We start from the raw sequence: 16,686 nt of genomic DNA on the forward strand, positions 1-16,686 counted from the left end.
GAAAATAACTAAAATCCTAAAAATAATCTATATATACTACTTATTCTATATATAAATCTATGTAAATAATTAATTTAAAGTATTATTTTTATCTAAATATTCTTTTACTGCTAATAAGCTTTCACATACTTTATAAGCTAAATCCTTTGTATCTTCCTCTAAAAATTTCATATCTGGAACATGTATTCCTGTCATCTTTGCAGCATGTGCTGCTCTTATTCCAGCATCAGAATCTTCTATTACCAAACACTTCTCTGGTTCAACCTTCAACCCCTCTGCTGCTTTTAAAAAGATTTCAGGATTAGGCTTTGAATTTTCAACTTGATCTCCTCCAATAATAAAATGAACTTTATCTTTTATTTTTGCTTGTCCTAATAATTCAAGTACTCTTTCTTTTCTTGTAGAACTTGCCACAGCTATTTTATATTTCTTTTCATTTAAATAATCTAAAATTTCATGAACACCAGGTTTAACTATAACTCCATTTTTATCTGTAACTTCATGAGCTAAATCAGACTTTTTCTTATATATTATATCAAAGGGAATATCCTTACCATATTCTTCTTCCATTTTTGCTTTAATGCCCTCTAAATTTCTTCCTATTAATGTTAAATAAAATTTCTCATCAATGGTATAATTATATTCTTTAAAAACTTCTTCGTAACACTTAAATGATATTCTTTCTGAATCTATTAATACTCCATCCATATCAAAAATTACTGCATTTACTTTTTTCATTTAACTATTCCTCTCTTACATTAAAAATAATTTACTAATTTAATATTAACATTATATTTTATACTTTCCAACTTCTATTCATCAATTATATATATAAATAGCAAGCATCCTAAAAATTTTATCATTTATAATAGATTTCAAATAGCCTAGCTGCAAACATAAATATCAATATATCCTTTTCAATGAATTTATTCAAAAAAATACCCTAAAATAACCTTAATTATTTCAGGATATATTTTTTTAACTTTCTCGCATTTGCATTATTGCTGTTACAATTGAAATACTGTCATTTTTATCAGGTACCCAAGTATTATTTTCATTTGTTAATACCATCTCTATAGTTTCTTCATCTTCTGCTAATACACCCTCAGCAATACCTTTTCCTATAAGATTAAATAATTCTTTATACTTTTCACTTTGTGTCATTGATGGATTTTCAAGAACTTTTTCGTGCAAAATGGTTTGGGCATCAGTAGAAATTTTTTGAAGATCAAATCCTTTTATTTTAACTTCTACTTTTGCATTGTTCTTATCTTTTGATACCAATGCAACTTTATAATCTACTTTGGTTAGTCCATTAATAATATTATTTTGAAAATTAGTTTTAACTTCTTCTGTTAATACATTTTCATCTATCCCGCTAGAACTAAAACCTTGAGTCATATAATCTTCAAATTCTTTTCTTAACTCCCCATATTCATCTTCTTTCAATCCAATCTTATCCATATTAGTCTTATCATTTTTCAGTAAAATATTCAAGAAAATCTTAGCACTTTCATCTGGAGGTGTACTTGCCTCACCACACCCAACTGCAGTTGTTGCTGTTATAATAGTAATTAAAATTACTACAAAAAACTTTTTTAAATGTTTCATTAATGACTATTCCTCTTCATATTATATTTTTCATTATTCTACATCATAACGAATAATATGGCAAATATATTGTTAAAATTATCTATTTCTCTTTAACAAGAATATCATTAACTTTCAGTTCTTTATCTGATTTAACTGTAAAAACCATTTGTGGATGAGATGCACTTTCTATTGATTCACCAAATTCATTTTTCATATCTTCAAGTTTAGTAATAACATTATTCCCTTTTATAGCCAATACTTCAACTAAATCTCCATTACAAACCTTATTTCTTTGATGAACCGTTGCAATTTTGCTTTCCTTATCATAACTTAACACAACCCCCACCATGTCATAATTATGTATATATGCTGAAGTTTCATAATTTTGTCTTATTTCTTCATCAAAATAAAATCCTGTTGTATATGGTCTATGGCTAGGTTTCTCTAGCTCTTCCATCCATTTTGGATCATATACATAATTTTCTGGATTCTCCATATATCTATCAATAGCCTGCCTATAAGCTTTTACTACAGATGCTACATAATACGAACTTTTCATTCTCCCTTCAATTTTAAGAGAATTTATACCTGCTTGAACAAGCTCTGGAATATGTTCTATCATACATAAATCCTTTGAATTCATAAAATACACTCCATTCTCACCTTGATTGACTTTTTCATAATCTCCAGGTTCTTTTTCTTCATATAAATGATATTTAAACCTGCAAGGCTGAGTGCAAGTTCCTCTATTTGAATCTCTCCCTGTTATATAATTTGATAAAAGGCATTTTCCTGAATAGCCCATGCACATTGCTCCATGAACAAATGCTTCTATATCGCAAGTTTCTGGCAGTTCATTTCTTAACTCTCTCAATTCCTCAAGACTCATTTCCCTTGCAGCTACAATTCTTTTTATGCCAATTTTATGCCAAAATAAAGCAGACTTATAGTTTAAATTACTAGCTTGAGTACTTAAATGTATTTCAAGATTTGGAGCTACTTCTCGTACTATGCTCATAATACCAGGATCAGCAATAAGTACAGCATCCACTCCAATTTCATACAATTCCCTGATATATTCTTCAATCCCTATTAAATCATCATTATGTGGAATTACATTTAAGGTAACATGAACTTTTCTACCTCTTGAATGTGCATATTCTAACCCTTCTTTTAATTCTTCAATTGTAAAGTTATCTGCAGCTGCTCTTAAGTTTAATTTATTTCCTCCAAGATATACTGCATCTGCACCAAAATTAATAGCAGTTTTAAGCTTTTCTAAATTTCCTGCTGGTGCTAAAAGTTCTGGTCTATTCATAATTTATCTCCTCACTATTCACTGTATATGTTGACTTTATAATCACTTATTTTATATTCCTTATTTAGAATATTTATTCTAAACCATATTATCATATATTCTTTAAAATATCCGTTATTAATTATTTCTCAAAATAATTTTCATATATAATTTCTAAGTAAAAAATTCTAAAAACTTTTTTGCTGCCATAGATAAATATCTCTCCTTTATCCAAATTGCAGAAATTTGTGTTCTTAATGTAATATTATTTATTTCTTTATATTTGATATTATCCATAAGTCCAAAATTAATTACTGATTTAGGCACTATTCCAATTCCCAGACCCGCTCCTGCCCATAAAATTGTAGTTCTTGCATCATCATTAATACAGAATACATTAGGTTCTATTCCTAAGTTTTGAAATTCTCCTAAAAGAATTTTTTCAAATCTTCTATAAATTATTAGAGGTCTACCTTTTAAATCCTCCAGAAGAATTTCATCTCTTGCAGTTTCAAAATTATAGCTTTCACTCATAACTGCTACCATAGGTTCAGCTTCTAAAAATAGGCATTGAAAATTTTTAGAATTAAATGGTGTCCTAACTATTCCCACTTCTATAATTCCCGAGTTTAACTTTTCAATAAGTTCGTAAGTATTTCCCTCATGTATTTCAAATTTTATATTTGGATATTTTTTATTAAAATCTATAATTCTCCTGCTTAAAAGAACTGATCCAGAAGATGAAATTGTCCCAAGTCTTAAAGTTCCTTGAATTCCCTTTCTAAATTCCTCTATTTCCTTTTCTGTTGAAGTTGTTATTTCTAATATATGTTTGGCTCTTTTATAAAGAATTTTTCCTGCATCAGTAAGCTTAATCTTTCGAGCTCCTCTTTCAATTAATTTTACTCCAAGGTCATCTTCTAATAACTTCAATCGAGTACTCAATGGAGGTTGAGCCATATGAAGCTTATTTGCTGCTTGGGTTATAGTTCCTTCTTCTACTATTGTTATAAAATATGTGAGTTGTTTAATATCCATAGTTTTCCCCTTCCAAAGTTAACTAAAATAAACCCCTAAATGCCACTTAATTCGTTAGCATTTAGGGTTTCATTCATGTTCTACTATGATAATATTAGAATTATGTACTAATTTTTATTCATAAAGCTTTTAATTCTTTCTAAAAGCATACTTAACGCAACCATATTTTCTCCGCCTTCAGGAATGATTATATCCGCTCGTTTTTTACTTGGATCAACAAATTCTTCATGCATAGGCTTTACTGTAGTCAAATATTGATTTACTACAGAATCTAAATCTCTGCCTCTTTCTTGAACATCTCTTAATAATCTTCTTATTATTCTAACATCTCCATCAGTATCAACGAACACCTTTATATCCATTAAGTCACATAGTTCTTTATTTTCAAATATCAATATACCTTCAACAATGATTACCTTCGTAGGATGTACCTCAACCGTTTCATTTAATCTCGTATGTTCGACAAAAGAATATACTGGATGAAAAATAGAATTCCCTTCTTTTAAACTTTTAAGCTGTTCAATTAAAAAATCAGTATCAAAAGAATTAGGATGATCATAATTAAGTTTTTTTCTTTCTTCTAATGGGATATCTTCATTAGATTTATAATAATAATCATGACATAGAATTACTACCTCATCTCCAAAAAAATCTTTTATTTTTTGAGATATAGTGGTTTTTCCTGAACCGCTTCCTCCAGCTATACCTATTACCATTACGTTTTGCATATTCTCCTCCATATCACTTAATATATGAATATCATATATCATTTATTAATAAACTCGTACAATTATATCTATTAGATTTTATTATATAACAAAGAAAAAGACAACTCCTAATAAAATTTAGTGTAAAAAAACACAAAATTTTATTAAAAGCCGTCTATATAAAATATTTATCTTATAAATTAATCATATGAAAATATATTTTTACATAATTGAAGATTTTTTATACAAATATACCGTTAAATTTTTATTATCTTTATTTACATTATTTAAAATTACTGCATTTTGATTATTATAACTTTTGCTATCTCCCCCATTGAAAAATTCTATTGCTTTATTAACCTCTTTTATTTCTCCATCTTCTCGTTTATACAATACAGAAATTTTTTCATTAAAATCTAAGCAATAATTTTTTTCTTTACTCTTATTTCCTTCTGTCTCTTTTAAAGTCATATTATTTTCCCTATTGCCAAACATGGCTATCCTATTTTGAATAAAAATATCCTTTTCATAATAAATATTATTGTCCTTTCCATTACATCCCTTTAAAACTCTTTCTATTTTAATAACAAACTCTCCATATTTATTAATCATGTTTACTAATTCTTCGTACTCAACAATATCATTACCATATTTTAATTTAAAATCTTCTATCATATCTAATGCTTTTTCTTTATCATATATACCTTTAGAAGATAAATCTTTTGCTAACTTACTTACTATATCTTTTATACTTTTATATTTAATATATTGTAACATTCTAAAAACAAAGAATATTGCACCTATACAACAAGGCAGTGAAATTAAAGGAAATTCTACTAGTAATCCACCTAAAAATATTAACAATAAAAAGTTATTACTTGCATCTTTATATATTTCTATTCCTTCTATTAACATTGGATTATATGATAGAATCTTATCTATCATTAATCTTTTATTTCTTCTATTTATCTTTAACTCTTTTATTATTGCTCTACTTTTTAGCTTTCTATTTTTCTTCCCCTTCATACCAACACCCTCCTCATTCTGCAATCACTTTCCTTAATTTTACATCTAAAGAAGTTTATTGGCAAATAAGCATATTATTTATATCTCTATTTATTATTTCAGCATTATAAATTTTTCTTTTTATTACGTTTTATTTCCTTATCAAATCCCCTTATATTTTGTCTATTATTCCCATTAAATTTATTTATGTCTAAAAAATTTTTAGTCAAATCAGTTTATACGTTACTGCAAAGCAGTTACTTTTAGTAATAAAACCATACACAAGTAAGTATATAAAATACTTACTATGTATGGTTTTACCTGTAGCATTATGATTGGGTTATTTCTCTATAATTTAAATGCAATAGTATTGCTTATCTATTACATTTTGCCTTCCCATGCTTTTAATTTATCTTCTTTAAATTGTTTAAAATATCCGCCATCGATGGCATCTCTTATATCCGCCATTAATTTGTTGTAGAAATATAAATTATGCAATACACATAACCTCATAGCAAGCATTTCTTTTGCTTTAAACAAGTGTCTTATATAAGCTCTTGTATAATTCTTACAAGCTGGACATTCACAGTCTTCATCAATCGGCCTTGTATCAAGTTCATATTTGGCATTCATTAAATTAAGTTTACCTTCACTGCAGTATACATTCCCATGTCTTCCATTTCTAGCAGGAAGAACACAATCAAAGAAATCTACACCTCTTTCAACAGCTTCTAATATATTTATTGGAGTACCTACTCCCATTAAGTATATTGGCTTATCTTCAGGTAAAAATGGCACTACTGCATCAATTACTCTATACATATCTTCATGAGATTCTCCAACTGCAAGTCCTCCTATTGCATAGCCATCCAAATCCATTTTAGTTATTTCTTTAGCATGTTCTATTCTTATATCTTCGTATATTCCACCTTGATTAATACCAAACAGCATTTGTTCCTTATTTATTGTATCTGGAAGTGAATTCAATCTATCCATTTCAACTTTACATCTTTCAAGCCATCTTGTAGTTCTTTCTACTGATCTTTCGACATATTCTCTTGGTGCTGGATTTTCAATACATTCATCAAATGCCATTGCAATAGTTGATGCTAAATTACTTTGAATCTGCATAGATTCTTCTGGACCCATGAATATTTTTTTTCCATCTATATGAGAATTAAAATATACACCTTCTTCTTTAATTTTTCTCATCTTTGCAAGAGAAAATACTTGAAATCCACCTGAATCAGTTAAAATAGGTCTATCCCAATTCATAAATTTATGTAATCCACCAAGTTTATTTACAACTTTATCTGTTGGTCTTAAATGAAGATGATATGTATTAGAAAGTTCTACCTGACATCCTATTTCCTTTAAATCCATTGTAGATACTGCACCTTTTATAACTGCAAGTGTTCCAACATTCATAAATACAGGAGTCTGTATTGTACCATGTGGCGTTACAAACTCTCCTCTTCTTGCTTTTCCATCTTTTTTTAATAATGTGTATCTTTTACTCACAAGCGTCACCTCTTATATTTTATAATTTATTATCGCTTGATTAATGTCACCTCATCAGCGGTTAAATCAGTTAACTAATAAACATTGCATCTCCAAATGAGAAAAACCTATATTTTTCATTTACCGCTTCCTCATATGCCTTCATAACATTTTCTCTTCCAGCTAATGTTGAAACCAGCATTATTAATGTTGATTCTGGTAAATGAAAGTTTGTTATTAATTTATCCACTACTTTAAATTTATATCCTGGATATATGAAAATATTAGTCCATCCACTTTGTTCTTTTACAAAGCCATTTTCGTCACCAATAGTCTCTAAAGTTCTTGTTGATGTAGTTCCAACAGAAATAACTGCATTACCTCTTTTTTTAGTTTCATTGATTATATCTGCACTTTCCTTTGAAAGTATATAAAACTCTGAATGCATTTCATGTTCTTCTAAGGATTCAACTTTTACTGGTCTAAAAGTTCCTAGACCAACATGTAGAGTTAAATAAACTACATTAATACCCTTTGCTTCTATTTCAGCCAGTAACTCCTTTGTAAAATGCAACCCTGCTGTTGGTGCTGCTGCTGAACCATTTTCTTTTGAATAAACTGTTTGATATCTTTCCCTATCCTCTAATCTTTCATGAATATATGGTGGTAAAGGCATTTCACCTAGTGCATCCAATACTTCCTCAAATATTCCTTCATAGAAAAATTCAACAATTCTATTACCATTATCTTTAACTTCCACTACTTCAGCTTTTAATTTACCATCTCCAAAAGTAAATTTTCTTCCCACTCTTGCTGATTTACCAGGTTTAGCCAAACACTCCCACTTATCTTTTTCAATTCTCTTAAGTAATAGGAATTCTATTTTTCCACCAGTTTCTTCTTTTTCTCCAATTAATCTTGCTGGCATTACTCTTGTATTATTTAAAACTAAAGTATCACCTTTATTTAAATATTCAACAATGTCATGGAATTTTTTATGATTAATTTCACCAGTTTTCTTATCTAAAACCATTAATCTTGAAGAATCTCTTTTTTCTAATGGATGTTGAGCGATTAACTCTTCTGGCAAATAAAAATCAAAATCTTTTACGTTCATTTATTATTTCTCCTAACTAAAAAAACATTACAATTAATTTACATTATAATAAAATATATATTTAGATAATTTATATATAATCTACTTCTTTATTCTTCAAAAAAATTTCTCTGAACACTATTGCTAGATTTATTTTTTGAAGTATTCACTCTACCAAGGTGTTTATAAGCTTTTTCACTTGCAATTCTTCCTCTTGGAGTTCTTACTATAAAACCTTTTTGTAATAAATAAGGTTCATAAACATCTTCTATTGTTCCTAGTTCTTCGCCTATAAAATAAGAGAGAGTTTCAATCCCCACAGGTCCACCATTAAAGTTATCTATAATTGCTTCTAATATCTTATTATCAACTTTATCAAAACCCTGATTATCAACTTCTAACAGTTCTAAAGCTGCTTTTGCTTCCTTTAAAGATACAAGCTTATCTCCTCTTACCTCTGAATAATCCCTAACCCTTTTTAATAATCTATTAGCTATTCTTGGAGTTCCCCTTGATCTTCTTGCAATTTCAAAGGCTCCCTCTTCAGTAATTTCACAGCCAAATACTGCTGCACTTCTTACTATAATTTCCTTTAGCTCTTGATCTGTATAATATTCCATTGCACAAAGTACACCAAATCTATCTCTAAGAGGTGCAGAAAGCATTCCAATTCTTGTAGTTGCTCCTATAAGTGTAAATTTAGGAAGATCAATTCTAATAGATTTTGCAGCAGCACCTTTTCCTATAACTATATCTAGCGCATAATCCTCCATAGCTGGGTACAAAATTTCTTCAACAGATCTATTTAATCTATGTATCTCATCTATAAATAAAACATCAAAATCCTTTAATGTTGTTAAAATGGCAGCTAGATCACCTGCTCTTTCTATGGCCGGTCCTGAAGTAACCTTCAAATCTCCGCCCATTTCTGTTGCAATAATATTTGCTAAAGTAGTTTTACCAAGGCCTGGCGGTCCATATAAAATAGCGTGGTCTAAAGCTTCATTTCTATTCTTTGCTGCCTTTATAAAAATATCTAATCGTTCCTTAACCTTATCTTGTCCTATATATTCACTAATTTTTTGAGGTCTTAGACTAAGTTCAGAATTAAAATCCTCTTGCGATTCAAACGCATTAACTATTCTTTCCATAAAAACCTCCCCTTAATTATCCCATTAACAATTTTAAAGAAGCCTTAATTATATTTTCAATACTTTCATTTCTATCAACATTTTTAAGTGCCGCTTCTGCTTCTTTTTCACTATATCCTAACGCAAGTAAGGCACTTAAGGCTTCTGATAATACTACAACATTTTCACTAGTACCCGTTTCAGTATTTTGAGGAACATCTAATAATTCATCTGCTCTTAACTTATCCTTAAGTTCTAATATAATTCTAGCAGCTGTCTTTTTACCTATGCCAACTCCCCTACAAATATGTTTTTCATCACCAGTCAATATAGCATATTTTAAATTGTTTACTCTGCTTATTGATAACAGGGATAAGGCAGCCTTTGGACCTACCCCACTTACCGTTAAAAGCAATTTAAATAAATCAAGTTCTTCTCTCGAATCAAAACCATAAAGCCCTAAGAAATCTTCTCTAACTATTTGTTCGATATATAACATTATTTCTTCTTCTGGTTTGGGAATGGAGGACATTGTGGCACCTGATGTAAATATTTTATAACCAATACCATTATTCTCTACTATTATATAATCCCTATTTATGCCTACATATTTTCCTTTTATATATTCGTACATTTAAATTCCTCCATAATAATATACCTCATGAATATTTCGTCAAATTAATCTATAAAACCTAACTTATACTTTATCATTTTAAGAGAAATCTTTCAACAATGTATTTAATAAATCAGTTAAGACTTACATATATAAAAAGGTATGAAAGCAATAAATATGCCCATACCTTTGTGAACTTTACTGTAAATCATATTTAATTATGACAGAAACTCAGATATATTTTCCTCAGCTTCTTCTTTAGAATCATATTCAAATTCAAAATTCTTGATTTTTTGTTTATCCGTTTCTCTTAAGCTATCAACTTTTTTATTATTTGAATATACATCTTCACTATTCTCAATTAATAATATTCCATCTTTGTCAGTTTTATATATAGCTAAAAAACCATCTTTTTCTCCAATGTAATATTTGTTAGGCTTTACTGCTTTAGATATATCCCTTTTATATGTCATTTCTCCATTACTATTTAATTCAAGAACATAACCTTTTTCACTTAATACTTTTGATAATTCTCCCTTAGTTAAATTACCATCTATATTTAATTCTTTTTTTAACTCTGCTATGGTTGCTTCTTTTTCTTTAGTGTTTCCAGAAAATAAATATATTTTTGTGTTATCTCTCAATTCATTATTCTTATTTACTTCACTTGCTTCTACTGCATTATTTTTTATGCTCTTATTAGCTATATATTTATCTGATAAATAGTAAGTTATAAAAAAAATAATTACTAAAGTCAATGTCATTCCAATAAATAATCTCTTTTTATTAATCATAAATAATCACTCCTTATTAAGGAGTATTAACACTATTTAAATAAATATACATTAAATTACTTATAATAAATAAAATATCCTTAATTGGATTTGAAAGTATGTTTTAATGCATTTATAATTATATTTCCAGTAACTCTAAAACAATTTTTATAGTTTGCAAAGCCACTTATTATCAATGCACCTAATATAATTTCCAAATAGTAAAATATTACTGTCAATATTGGAGTAAAATTTACCCATCTCATATTAAAAAGCATAGAAGTAGCATAAGATATTCCAAATATAGCAACACTGAAGATTATAAGTCCTTTTACCATACCTTTCAGATCTTCATGGCTAGGAGCAATTCCACTTATTAATATTAAGAACAATAAGAATGTTATTAGTCCTTCTTTAGTTATCATAAATCTTGGATCTAATATTTGCGATATTTGACCTATTTCAGTTTTTAATATAAATTTGCTTTCAATAAATATAAATATAGGTATATTAACTAAAGCTGGTGCTATTGCAATAAAAAATCCTTTTATACTAATTAAAAATGGTATACTGCTTCCTATTCTTGACTTTACATATCCAGGCCTACCGCCTTTAGGCAAAAACTTAACTTCATCAATTTTAGCTAGGCATAATAAAGCTACAAGTAAATGCGCCAATTCATGCGCTGGTGTACTAAGTCCATATAAAAACTTTCCTAAATTAGAACTTACACTTCCTATTGCACCTTGAAAAACTGATTGTATAAATCTTAATACATAATAATAAGAAAAATATAATACTAAAAAAACTCCTACTGATTTAACTGCTGCTTCCATTTAACCACATCCATTTCTAACTATTGTGCTATATTTTATAAAGACTTCTATCTGACTCTATTTATAAAGCCACATCTTTTACATAATTCTTCTACAGCTTTTCTCTCAGAAAATCCATTATATATATCCTTAGCTCTTTCAGAATTTAATATTTCCTCTAAATCACTTTCAAAAATATTACCAAGAGGAATACTTCCATCACTATCCAAGCAACATGGCACTACAGTTCCATCTACTAAAATGCCTATTTGATCTCTAAGTCCATAGCAAAATGCTCTTTCTTCTAATTCCTCTACCTTCAGAGATGGCCATTTAAATTTTTCACCCATGCTTATATAAACATTTTTTGTTAATTTAAAACTATTCTTTTCTTTAAGACTCTCTCTTAAATTACAATTTATTTCAAATTCTTTTTCAAGTAGTGTAAGTATATCAATATTCATATTATTGCTAGCTCTATATTTTGTGTCTAAATTCCATAACCTTAAAGAACAGATTATGTTAGTATTTTCAATTGCTTCTTTAACAAAATCAACTATATTATTTATGTATTTATTGAAATCCACTTTCTCCTCATTAGCCTCAAAACTATGAAGAGAAATATTTACCTGCCTTAAAGCAGATGCATTAAGCAATATGTTTTTAACTTCATTTATTAAAGTTCCATTAGTAGTTATATTAACCTTCAATTGGTTTTCTCTGCTTATGTCTAAAAAAGTTTTAAGTTCTTCATTTAAAAATGGCTCCCCCATCAAATGAAAATAAATATGATCTGTATAAGGTTTTATTTTTGTTATAATATGCTCAAAACCTTCTTTATCCATAAACTTTAATTTTCTAGATGTTTTAGGACAAAAATTACAGCTCAAATTACATACATTTGTTATCTCTACATATACTTTTTTAAATTTTTTCATTAATCATAACCTCAGTCTTTAGTTTTTTTAATTTGAAAGAAAAACCTTTTAACTATTTCCTTTCAGTTTTTAATAATTTCTAATATAATGCTAATTGTATCACACTATATTATATAATAATTTATTATTTTTCCAATAGTTTTTAAAATATATAAAGAGCAACACGTAATATCAAAACAGAGTTGCTCTTTACATAATTAATTTTATAAGATTTAATATTATCTTTTTTTCTTTTCTGTCCGAAATTTCACTAGACTAATTTATTGATTTTCTTTTTTGCCCTTGTTCTTTCTAGCTCTCGTTCATTTTCTTTTTTCTCTATTTTTCTCAAATCCGATGCAGTATTATCTTCCGCTTTATTAAGAGCTGATACAAAAGTCATACCTCCAGCGCCGCCATCATAACCTTTAGAATAACCTGTAAATGCCAAATAAATACCGCCTTGTCTTGCAGAGGATAGTATATTTTGAGCTTCTCTTTTTGTTCTTGAATTTCTCACTTGATTTTCAATTCTTTTTCTTTCCGTATCCATAAATCTAGATTTACTTAAAAGTATAGGATCATTTTTTTCCAGATGTTTAATCTCTTCATCATTAACATATTCTCCTCTGGCTATTTTAGAAGCTATACTTTCCATGTAAAGTTTATCTTGCTGCTTTTGCATCTCCATTTGATTTGGTGTCAAATTTACATTACTTTGCTGAGGCCTTTCTTGATGACTATTAATCATTTTATCCAAAATTCTTTTCTTTTCTTCTTTACCTTCTGCTTTTCTAAATTCTCCCCACATATCTTTATTCATATCACCAATGATTTTCATATATATCCACCTCCTCTTGATAAGTAATTTTATTATTAATACTATCGTTATTTTTATAACATTCTTTATTTTTAATTTATTTACCTGCCTAAATATCTGAACAATTTTACTTAACTTTCTTAGACAATGTAAAAGAAGATTAAATCTACAAAATCTTGTAGATTTAATCTTCTTAAAATATACATTTAAATATTTTCTTTGCTGCAAATCGCTCTTACCACATTTTAACTTTTTTAATAAACTTACCAATAATGCTCTCTCTTTTATTTCGCTTATTAAGCTCATTTTTACTTGCAAAAAATATTAGTAATGCTCCTCCTGTAAGCAGATATATCCACCAAGGTATATTTAGCCAAAAATTCAAAGTATATAAAAATACACCTATCAATAAAAATACTGCTCCTCCAATAAAATATAACCTTCTTTGCAAAATAAAGCCTACAATAACACTTATTATACATAATATGCAATAAGTAATAGCTTCAAATGAACTATTATTTTTATGAGAGAACATTAAAATTATTCCTGTTAGTACATACCAGCTTCTTAAAATTAAATTCCAGAAAATGTTTTTCTTTTGTAAATAATATTTTATTATCAAATGTAATACAATGATAAATGGAATCAATAAAAAATCTAATTGAAAATTTTCTAAAAAGTCCAATTCAGAAATAAATCTTCCATAACCGATATAATTAATAAATATAGAAGCTATGAACAAATTTCTTTTTAATTTATTACCTTCTACAATCTGACTCAAATAATATAAAGAACCTCCAAATACTATAAATGAAAAAACATTAAAAATAAATGGGACAGCTCCATATAATGAAATTATTATGGCATATACAAGAGAAATTCCCGAAAAAGTACTACAATACAGCAATTCTCTATGTCCTGAACTTTCATCTATATTATAAAGTTCATATCCTACTGCTCCTATTATAAAAGCTATAAACCAATTTGCTGTTATTTGATTTATTAATTCAAAATAATATATTATTCTAAAACTCATAATCCAAAAGAATCCAAGAGGAATAAACATAAGTATAATTTTTCTTTGTTTATATAAAAATAATGCCATTATTCCTAGAGCTGCTATTAAGAAGAATATAAATAGGAAATTTAGATTTTGAAAATCGTTTAAAAACATTGAATTTATAAATCCAAAAGAGTAAATTCCAATAATATATGAATTTAATCTCTTTTTCCATGGTTCTTTAGTACACCACCAAATAATGGTTAAAACCAAACTTATACATAAGAATATATTTTGAGGCTTTAAAATGAATATATTCAATTTATTAAATCTATAAAATAATTCTAAATCCAACAGCACCATTGTAAACATGGTTATAAAGAGATATAAATATACTTTTATTTTAAGTTCATTTTTTGCAAAAATAAAACAAAAGGCTGTTACAATAATTACTGCTATTCCTGCAATTATTCTATCTATTTGAAAAAATAACGTTAGTAAATAAATAATCCCTAAAAATGCATGTCCTTCATATAAATATATCTTATAACTACTATTATTTTTCAAACCATAAATAAAACCTATAGCATAAATAATCCCTATATTTAAAATTATATAAATAAAACCTAAATGGAATCTGCTATTAGCAAAAATATTATCTATTAATTTCAAGCCTGAAAGAGCAAATAAATTAGCAATAAAAATATTGATTGGTATTATACTTTTTAATAAAAATACGTAAAATTGATTTTTGCTTTTTTTACTAGTAATAACTATAAGTGTTCCTAACAAATATAATAATATTGCTACATATAAGGCTTTTAAAGGTATAATAGAAATCAAATCTAAACATGTCATTGAAATTAATATTAAGATATCTGATCCTTTTTTTAAATACTTAAAATCATTAAAGTAGTAAATTACTCCATAGACCACACTCATACCTATGCTCATAAGAATATAATAAGCAAAAACATCCATCTTAATTTTAAAAGTGATAGCTAGCATATGAATTACTAAAATCAATAGACTCGTTACGAATACTCCACCTTGAAATTTAAGTTCATACATCCATAACCAAACAATTACAGCTAAAATAAAGACTCCAAATGTAATTATTAACCCTTGTATCACTCCGCATGGTTTTCCTGCCATTATCATTACTGTAGCATAAATACAAATTCCTAAAACTTGAAAAATACACGATATAATATTAATAAAAGAATAATACTTTATAGTTTTCAAAACAAAGGCATATATACCTTCATATCTTTTTCCTATTAGGTAAACACATGATAAAATCAAAGTATATATTAGCATCATTAAAACTCTCGTATTATAGTTAAAATATAATTGTTTTAAGATAAACCAATACAATAACTGCAAATCAATAAGTGATATCCAAATAAAAGCTGTATTTTTGTATTTTTTGATACTATAAACAAAAAATATTAAACATATAAATGCACTTATAATTCCATAAATATACCTTCCAGATCCTCCAATACTCAAATAATTACCTAGCAGTTTAAAAAATCCAATAGACAAAAATATTATTGGTAAAAATAAATTTCCGAGTACCCAAAAAGCAAATGACGTCTTAACTATTTTAAGTTTTCTTTCTGTAAAACTGCTCATTGCAAAAAATAAAATACTTACCATTAATAATGCAATTGTTTTTGTTCCATTACTCATTATAAACCACGTACTGGTTGCTAGAATTATTCCTGCAAGAAGAATCAATATAATTCCTAAACTTAAAATTAAGGTAATATTTCTTTCTTTAGTTAGCTTATTTTGTTGTTCTCTATTTTGATTTTTATTAATAATATATGAATCCTTTAAAGGTTTATTAATTTCACCTAATGTTTTTTCAAAACTATTAATCTTTTCTGCTTCAATTGTTTCCGATTCAAAATGAACATCCAAATCATTTATCTCTGAAAACTCCTCTTTGATAAGCTTTTCTTCTTCAGAATCCTTAGCTAGAACTTTTTCAATTGATGCTGTTTGATCATCAATTTTAGTTTTTTCTACGGAAACTTCTTGCCACTTTAGCTTTTCCTTGCAATATTCATTTCTAATCTTTATTAATACACTTTCTGAAATTTGACCTTGTTTCCAAAGAGAATTAATATATCCTAAGAATTCATCCTTGTTATCTTTATTATTCACACAATCCCTCCTTCATCCTAAATAAATTAAGCTTTAAAGTTAATTATAGTCCATACTTTATAGTACCAAAAATTCATGTTTATGGAAAGTTTTTCACGTAAATTTAGGTATAATATAAAACTTCATCTAAAAAAAATTCACTTTATTTAAACAATCGAGTAGGAGCTAAATAATTATTTTATTTAGCGTCCTCTCACACCACCGTAC

The 16,686-nt window shown here is 27.4% G+C and carries 15 protein-coding genes; all 15 read right to left on the bottom strand.

The genetic code is table 11. The features are described 5' to 3' along the window. Positions 1 to 69: 69 nt before the first annotated feature. Entirely contained in the window at positions 70 to 738 is a 669-nt protein-coding gene (locus GXK56_RS15370) for an HAD family phosphatase (protein WP_160688929.1), read from the bottom strand. Between the two features lie 240 nt (positions 739 to 978). Next, on the bottom strand, positions 979 to 1,611 hold the full coding sequence (locus GXK56_RS15375; protein ID WP_160688931.1) for a DUF5105 domain-containing protein: 633 nt from the start codon (positions 1,609 to 1,611) through the stop codon (positions 979 to 981). Positions 1,612 to 1,693: 82 nt separating this feature from the next. Beyond that, positions 1,694 to 2,911, bottom strand: a complete 1,218-nt coding sequence (locus GXK56_RS15380; RefSeq protein WP_160688933.1) for a U32 family peptidase — start codon at positions 2,909 to 2,911, stop codon at positions 1,694 to 1,696. A 153-nt stretch (positions 2,912 to 3,064) separates the two neighbouring features. Beyond that, positions 3,065 to 3,928 (bottom strand): LysR family transcriptional regulator, encoded by an 864-nt coding sequence (locus tag GXK56_RS15385; RefSeq protein WP_160688935.1) that lies wholly within the window; start codon positions 3,926 to 3,928, stop codon positions 3,065 to 3,067. 107 nt (positions 3,929 to 4,035) lie between these two features. Next, positions 4,036 to 4,656: a uridine kinase gene (gene udk, locus GXK56_RS15390; RefSeq protein ID WP_160688937.1), complete on the bottom strand. Its 621-nt coding sequence runs from the start codon at positions 4,654 to 4,656 to the stop codon at positions 4,036 to 4,038. 201 nt (positions 4,657 to 4,857) lie between these two features. Continuing rightward, positions 4,858 to 5,661 (bottom strand): hypothetical protein, encoded by an 804-nt coding sequence (locus GXK56_RS15395; RefSeq protein ID WP_160688939.1) that lies wholly within the window; start codon positions 5,659 to 5,661, stop codon positions 4,858 to 4,860. A gap of 360 nt (positions 5,662 to 6,021) precedes the next feature. Then, entirely contained in the window at positions 6,022 to 7,161 is a 1,140-nt protein-coding gene (gene tgt / locus GXK56_RS15400) for a tRNA guanosine(34) transglycosylase Tgt (protein WP_160688941.1), read from the bottom strand. Between the two features lie 70 nt (positions 7,162 to 7,231). Further along, positions 7,232 to 8,257 (bottom strand): tRNA preQ1(34) S-adenosylmethionine ribosyltransferase-isomerase QueA, encoded by a 1,026-nt coding sequence (queA, locus tag GXK56_RS15405; protein ID WP_160688943.1) that lies wholly within the window; start codon positions 8,255 to 8,257, stop codon positions 7,232 to 7,234. Positions 8,258 to 8,346: 89 nt separating this feature from the next. Further along, positions 8,347 to 9,387 carry a Holliday junction branch migration DNA helicase RuvB gene (ruvB, locus tag GXK56_RS15410; RefSeq protein WP_160688945.1) on the bottom strand — a complete coding sequence of 347 codons (1,041 nt, stop codon included), beginning with the start codon at positions 9,385 to 9,387 and terminating at the stop codon, positions 8,347 to 8,349. A gap of 16 nt (positions 9,388 to 9,403) precedes the next feature. Beyond that, positions 9,404 to 10,000 carry a Holliday junction branch migration protein RuvA gene (ruvA, locus tag GXK56_RS15415; protein ID WP_160688947.1) on the bottom strand — a complete coding sequence of 199 codons (597 nt, stop codon included), beginning with the start codon at positions 9,998 to 10,000 and terminating at the stop codon, positions 9,404 to 9,406. A gap of 197 nt (positions 10,001 to 10,197) precedes the next feature. Further along, positions 10,198 to 10,773 (bottom strand): hypothetical protein, encoded by a 576-nt coding sequence (locus tag GXK56_RS15420; RefSeq protein ID WP_160688949.1) that lies wholly within the window; start codon positions 10,771 to 10,773, stop codon positions 10,198 to 10,200. 80 nt (positions 10,774 to 10,853) lie between these two features. Further along, on the bottom strand, positions 10,854 to 11,588 hold the full coding sequence (locus GXK56_RS15425; RefSeq protein ID WP_160688951.1) for a hypothetical protein: 735 nt from the start codon (positions 11,586 to 11,588) through the stop codon (positions 10,854 to 10,856). A gap of 47 nt (positions 11,589 to 11,635) precedes the next feature. Then, positions 11,636 to 12,505, bottom strand: a complete 870-nt coding sequence (locus tag GXK56_RS15430) for an SPASM domain-containing protein (protein WP_160688953.1) — start codon at positions 12,503 to 12,505, stop codon at positions 11,636 to 11,638. Between the two features lie 250 nt (positions 12,506 to 12,755). Further along, a complete protein-coding gene (locus tag GXK56_RS15435) occupies positions 12,756 to 13,325 on the bottom strand; it encodes a hypothetical protein (RefSeq protein WP_160688955.1) in 570 nt (189 codons plus the stop codon). A 214-nt stretch (positions 13,326 to 13,539) separates the two neighbouring features. Next, complete coding sequence (locus tag GXK56_RS15440; RefSeq protein ID WP_160688957.1) at positions 13,540 to 16,479, bottom strand: hypothetical protein; 2,940 nt, start codon at positions 16,477 to 16,479, stop codon at positions 13,540 to 13,542. Positions 16,480 to 16,686 lie beyond the last annotated feature (207 nt).

The sequence above is a fragment of the Clostridium sp. C2-6-12 genome (assembly GCF_009928485.1).
Taxonomy (GTDB): domain Bacteria; phylum Bacillota; class Clostridia; order Clostridiales; family Clostridiaceae; genus Clostridium.

Coding starts and splice junctions, on each gene's coding strand:
- queA (WP_160688943.1), bottom strand. CDS start 8,257: ATGAACGTAAAAGATTTTGATTTTTATTTGCCAGAAGAGTTAATCGCT.
- ruvA (WP_160688947.1), bottom strand. CDS start 10,000: ATGTACGAATATATAAAAGGAAAATATGTAGGCATAAATAGGGATTAT.
- GXK56_RS15395 (WP_160688939.1), bottom strand. CDS start 5,661: ATGAAGGGGAAGAAAAATAGAAAGCTAAAAAGTAGAGCAATAATAAAA.
- ruvB (WP_160688945.1), bottom strand. CDS start 9,387: ATGGAAAGAATAGTTAATGCGTTTGAATCGCAAGAGGATTTTAATTCT.
- udk (WP_160688937.1), bottom strand. CDS start 4,656: ATGCAAAACGTAATGGTAATAGGTATAGCTGGAGGAAGCGGTTCAGGA.
- GXK56_RS15425 (WP_160688951.1), bottom strand. CDS start 11,588: ATGGAAGCAGCAGTTAAATCAGTAGGAGTTTTTTTAGTATTATATTTT.
- GXK56_RS15435 (WP_160688955.1), bottom strand. CDS start 13,325: ATGAAAATCATTGGTGATATGAATAAAGATATGTGGGGAGAATTTAGA.
- GXK56_RS15380 (WP_160688933.1), bottom strand. CDS start 2,911: ATGAATAGACCAGAACTTTTAGCACCAGCAGGAAATTTAGAAAAGCTT.
- GXK56_RS15370 (WP_160688929.1), bottom strand. CDS start 738: ATGAAAAAAGTAAATGCAGTAATTTTTGATATGGATGGAGTATTAATA.
- GXK56_RS15385 (WP_160688935.1), bottom strand. CDS start 3,928: ATGGATATTAAACAACTCACATATTTTATAACAATAGTAGAAGAAGGA.
- GXK56_RS15375 (WP_160688931.1), bottom strand. CDS start 1,611: ATGAAACATTTAAAAAAGTTTTTTGTAGTAATTTTAATTACTATTATA.
- GXK56_RS15430 (WP_160688953.1), bottom strand. CDS start 12,505: ATGAAAAAATTTAAAAAAGTATATGTAGAGATAACAAATGTATGTAAT.
- GXK56_RS15420 (WP_160688949.1), bottom strand. CDS start 10,773: ATGATTAATAAAAAGAGATTATTTATTGGAATGACATTGACTTTAGTA.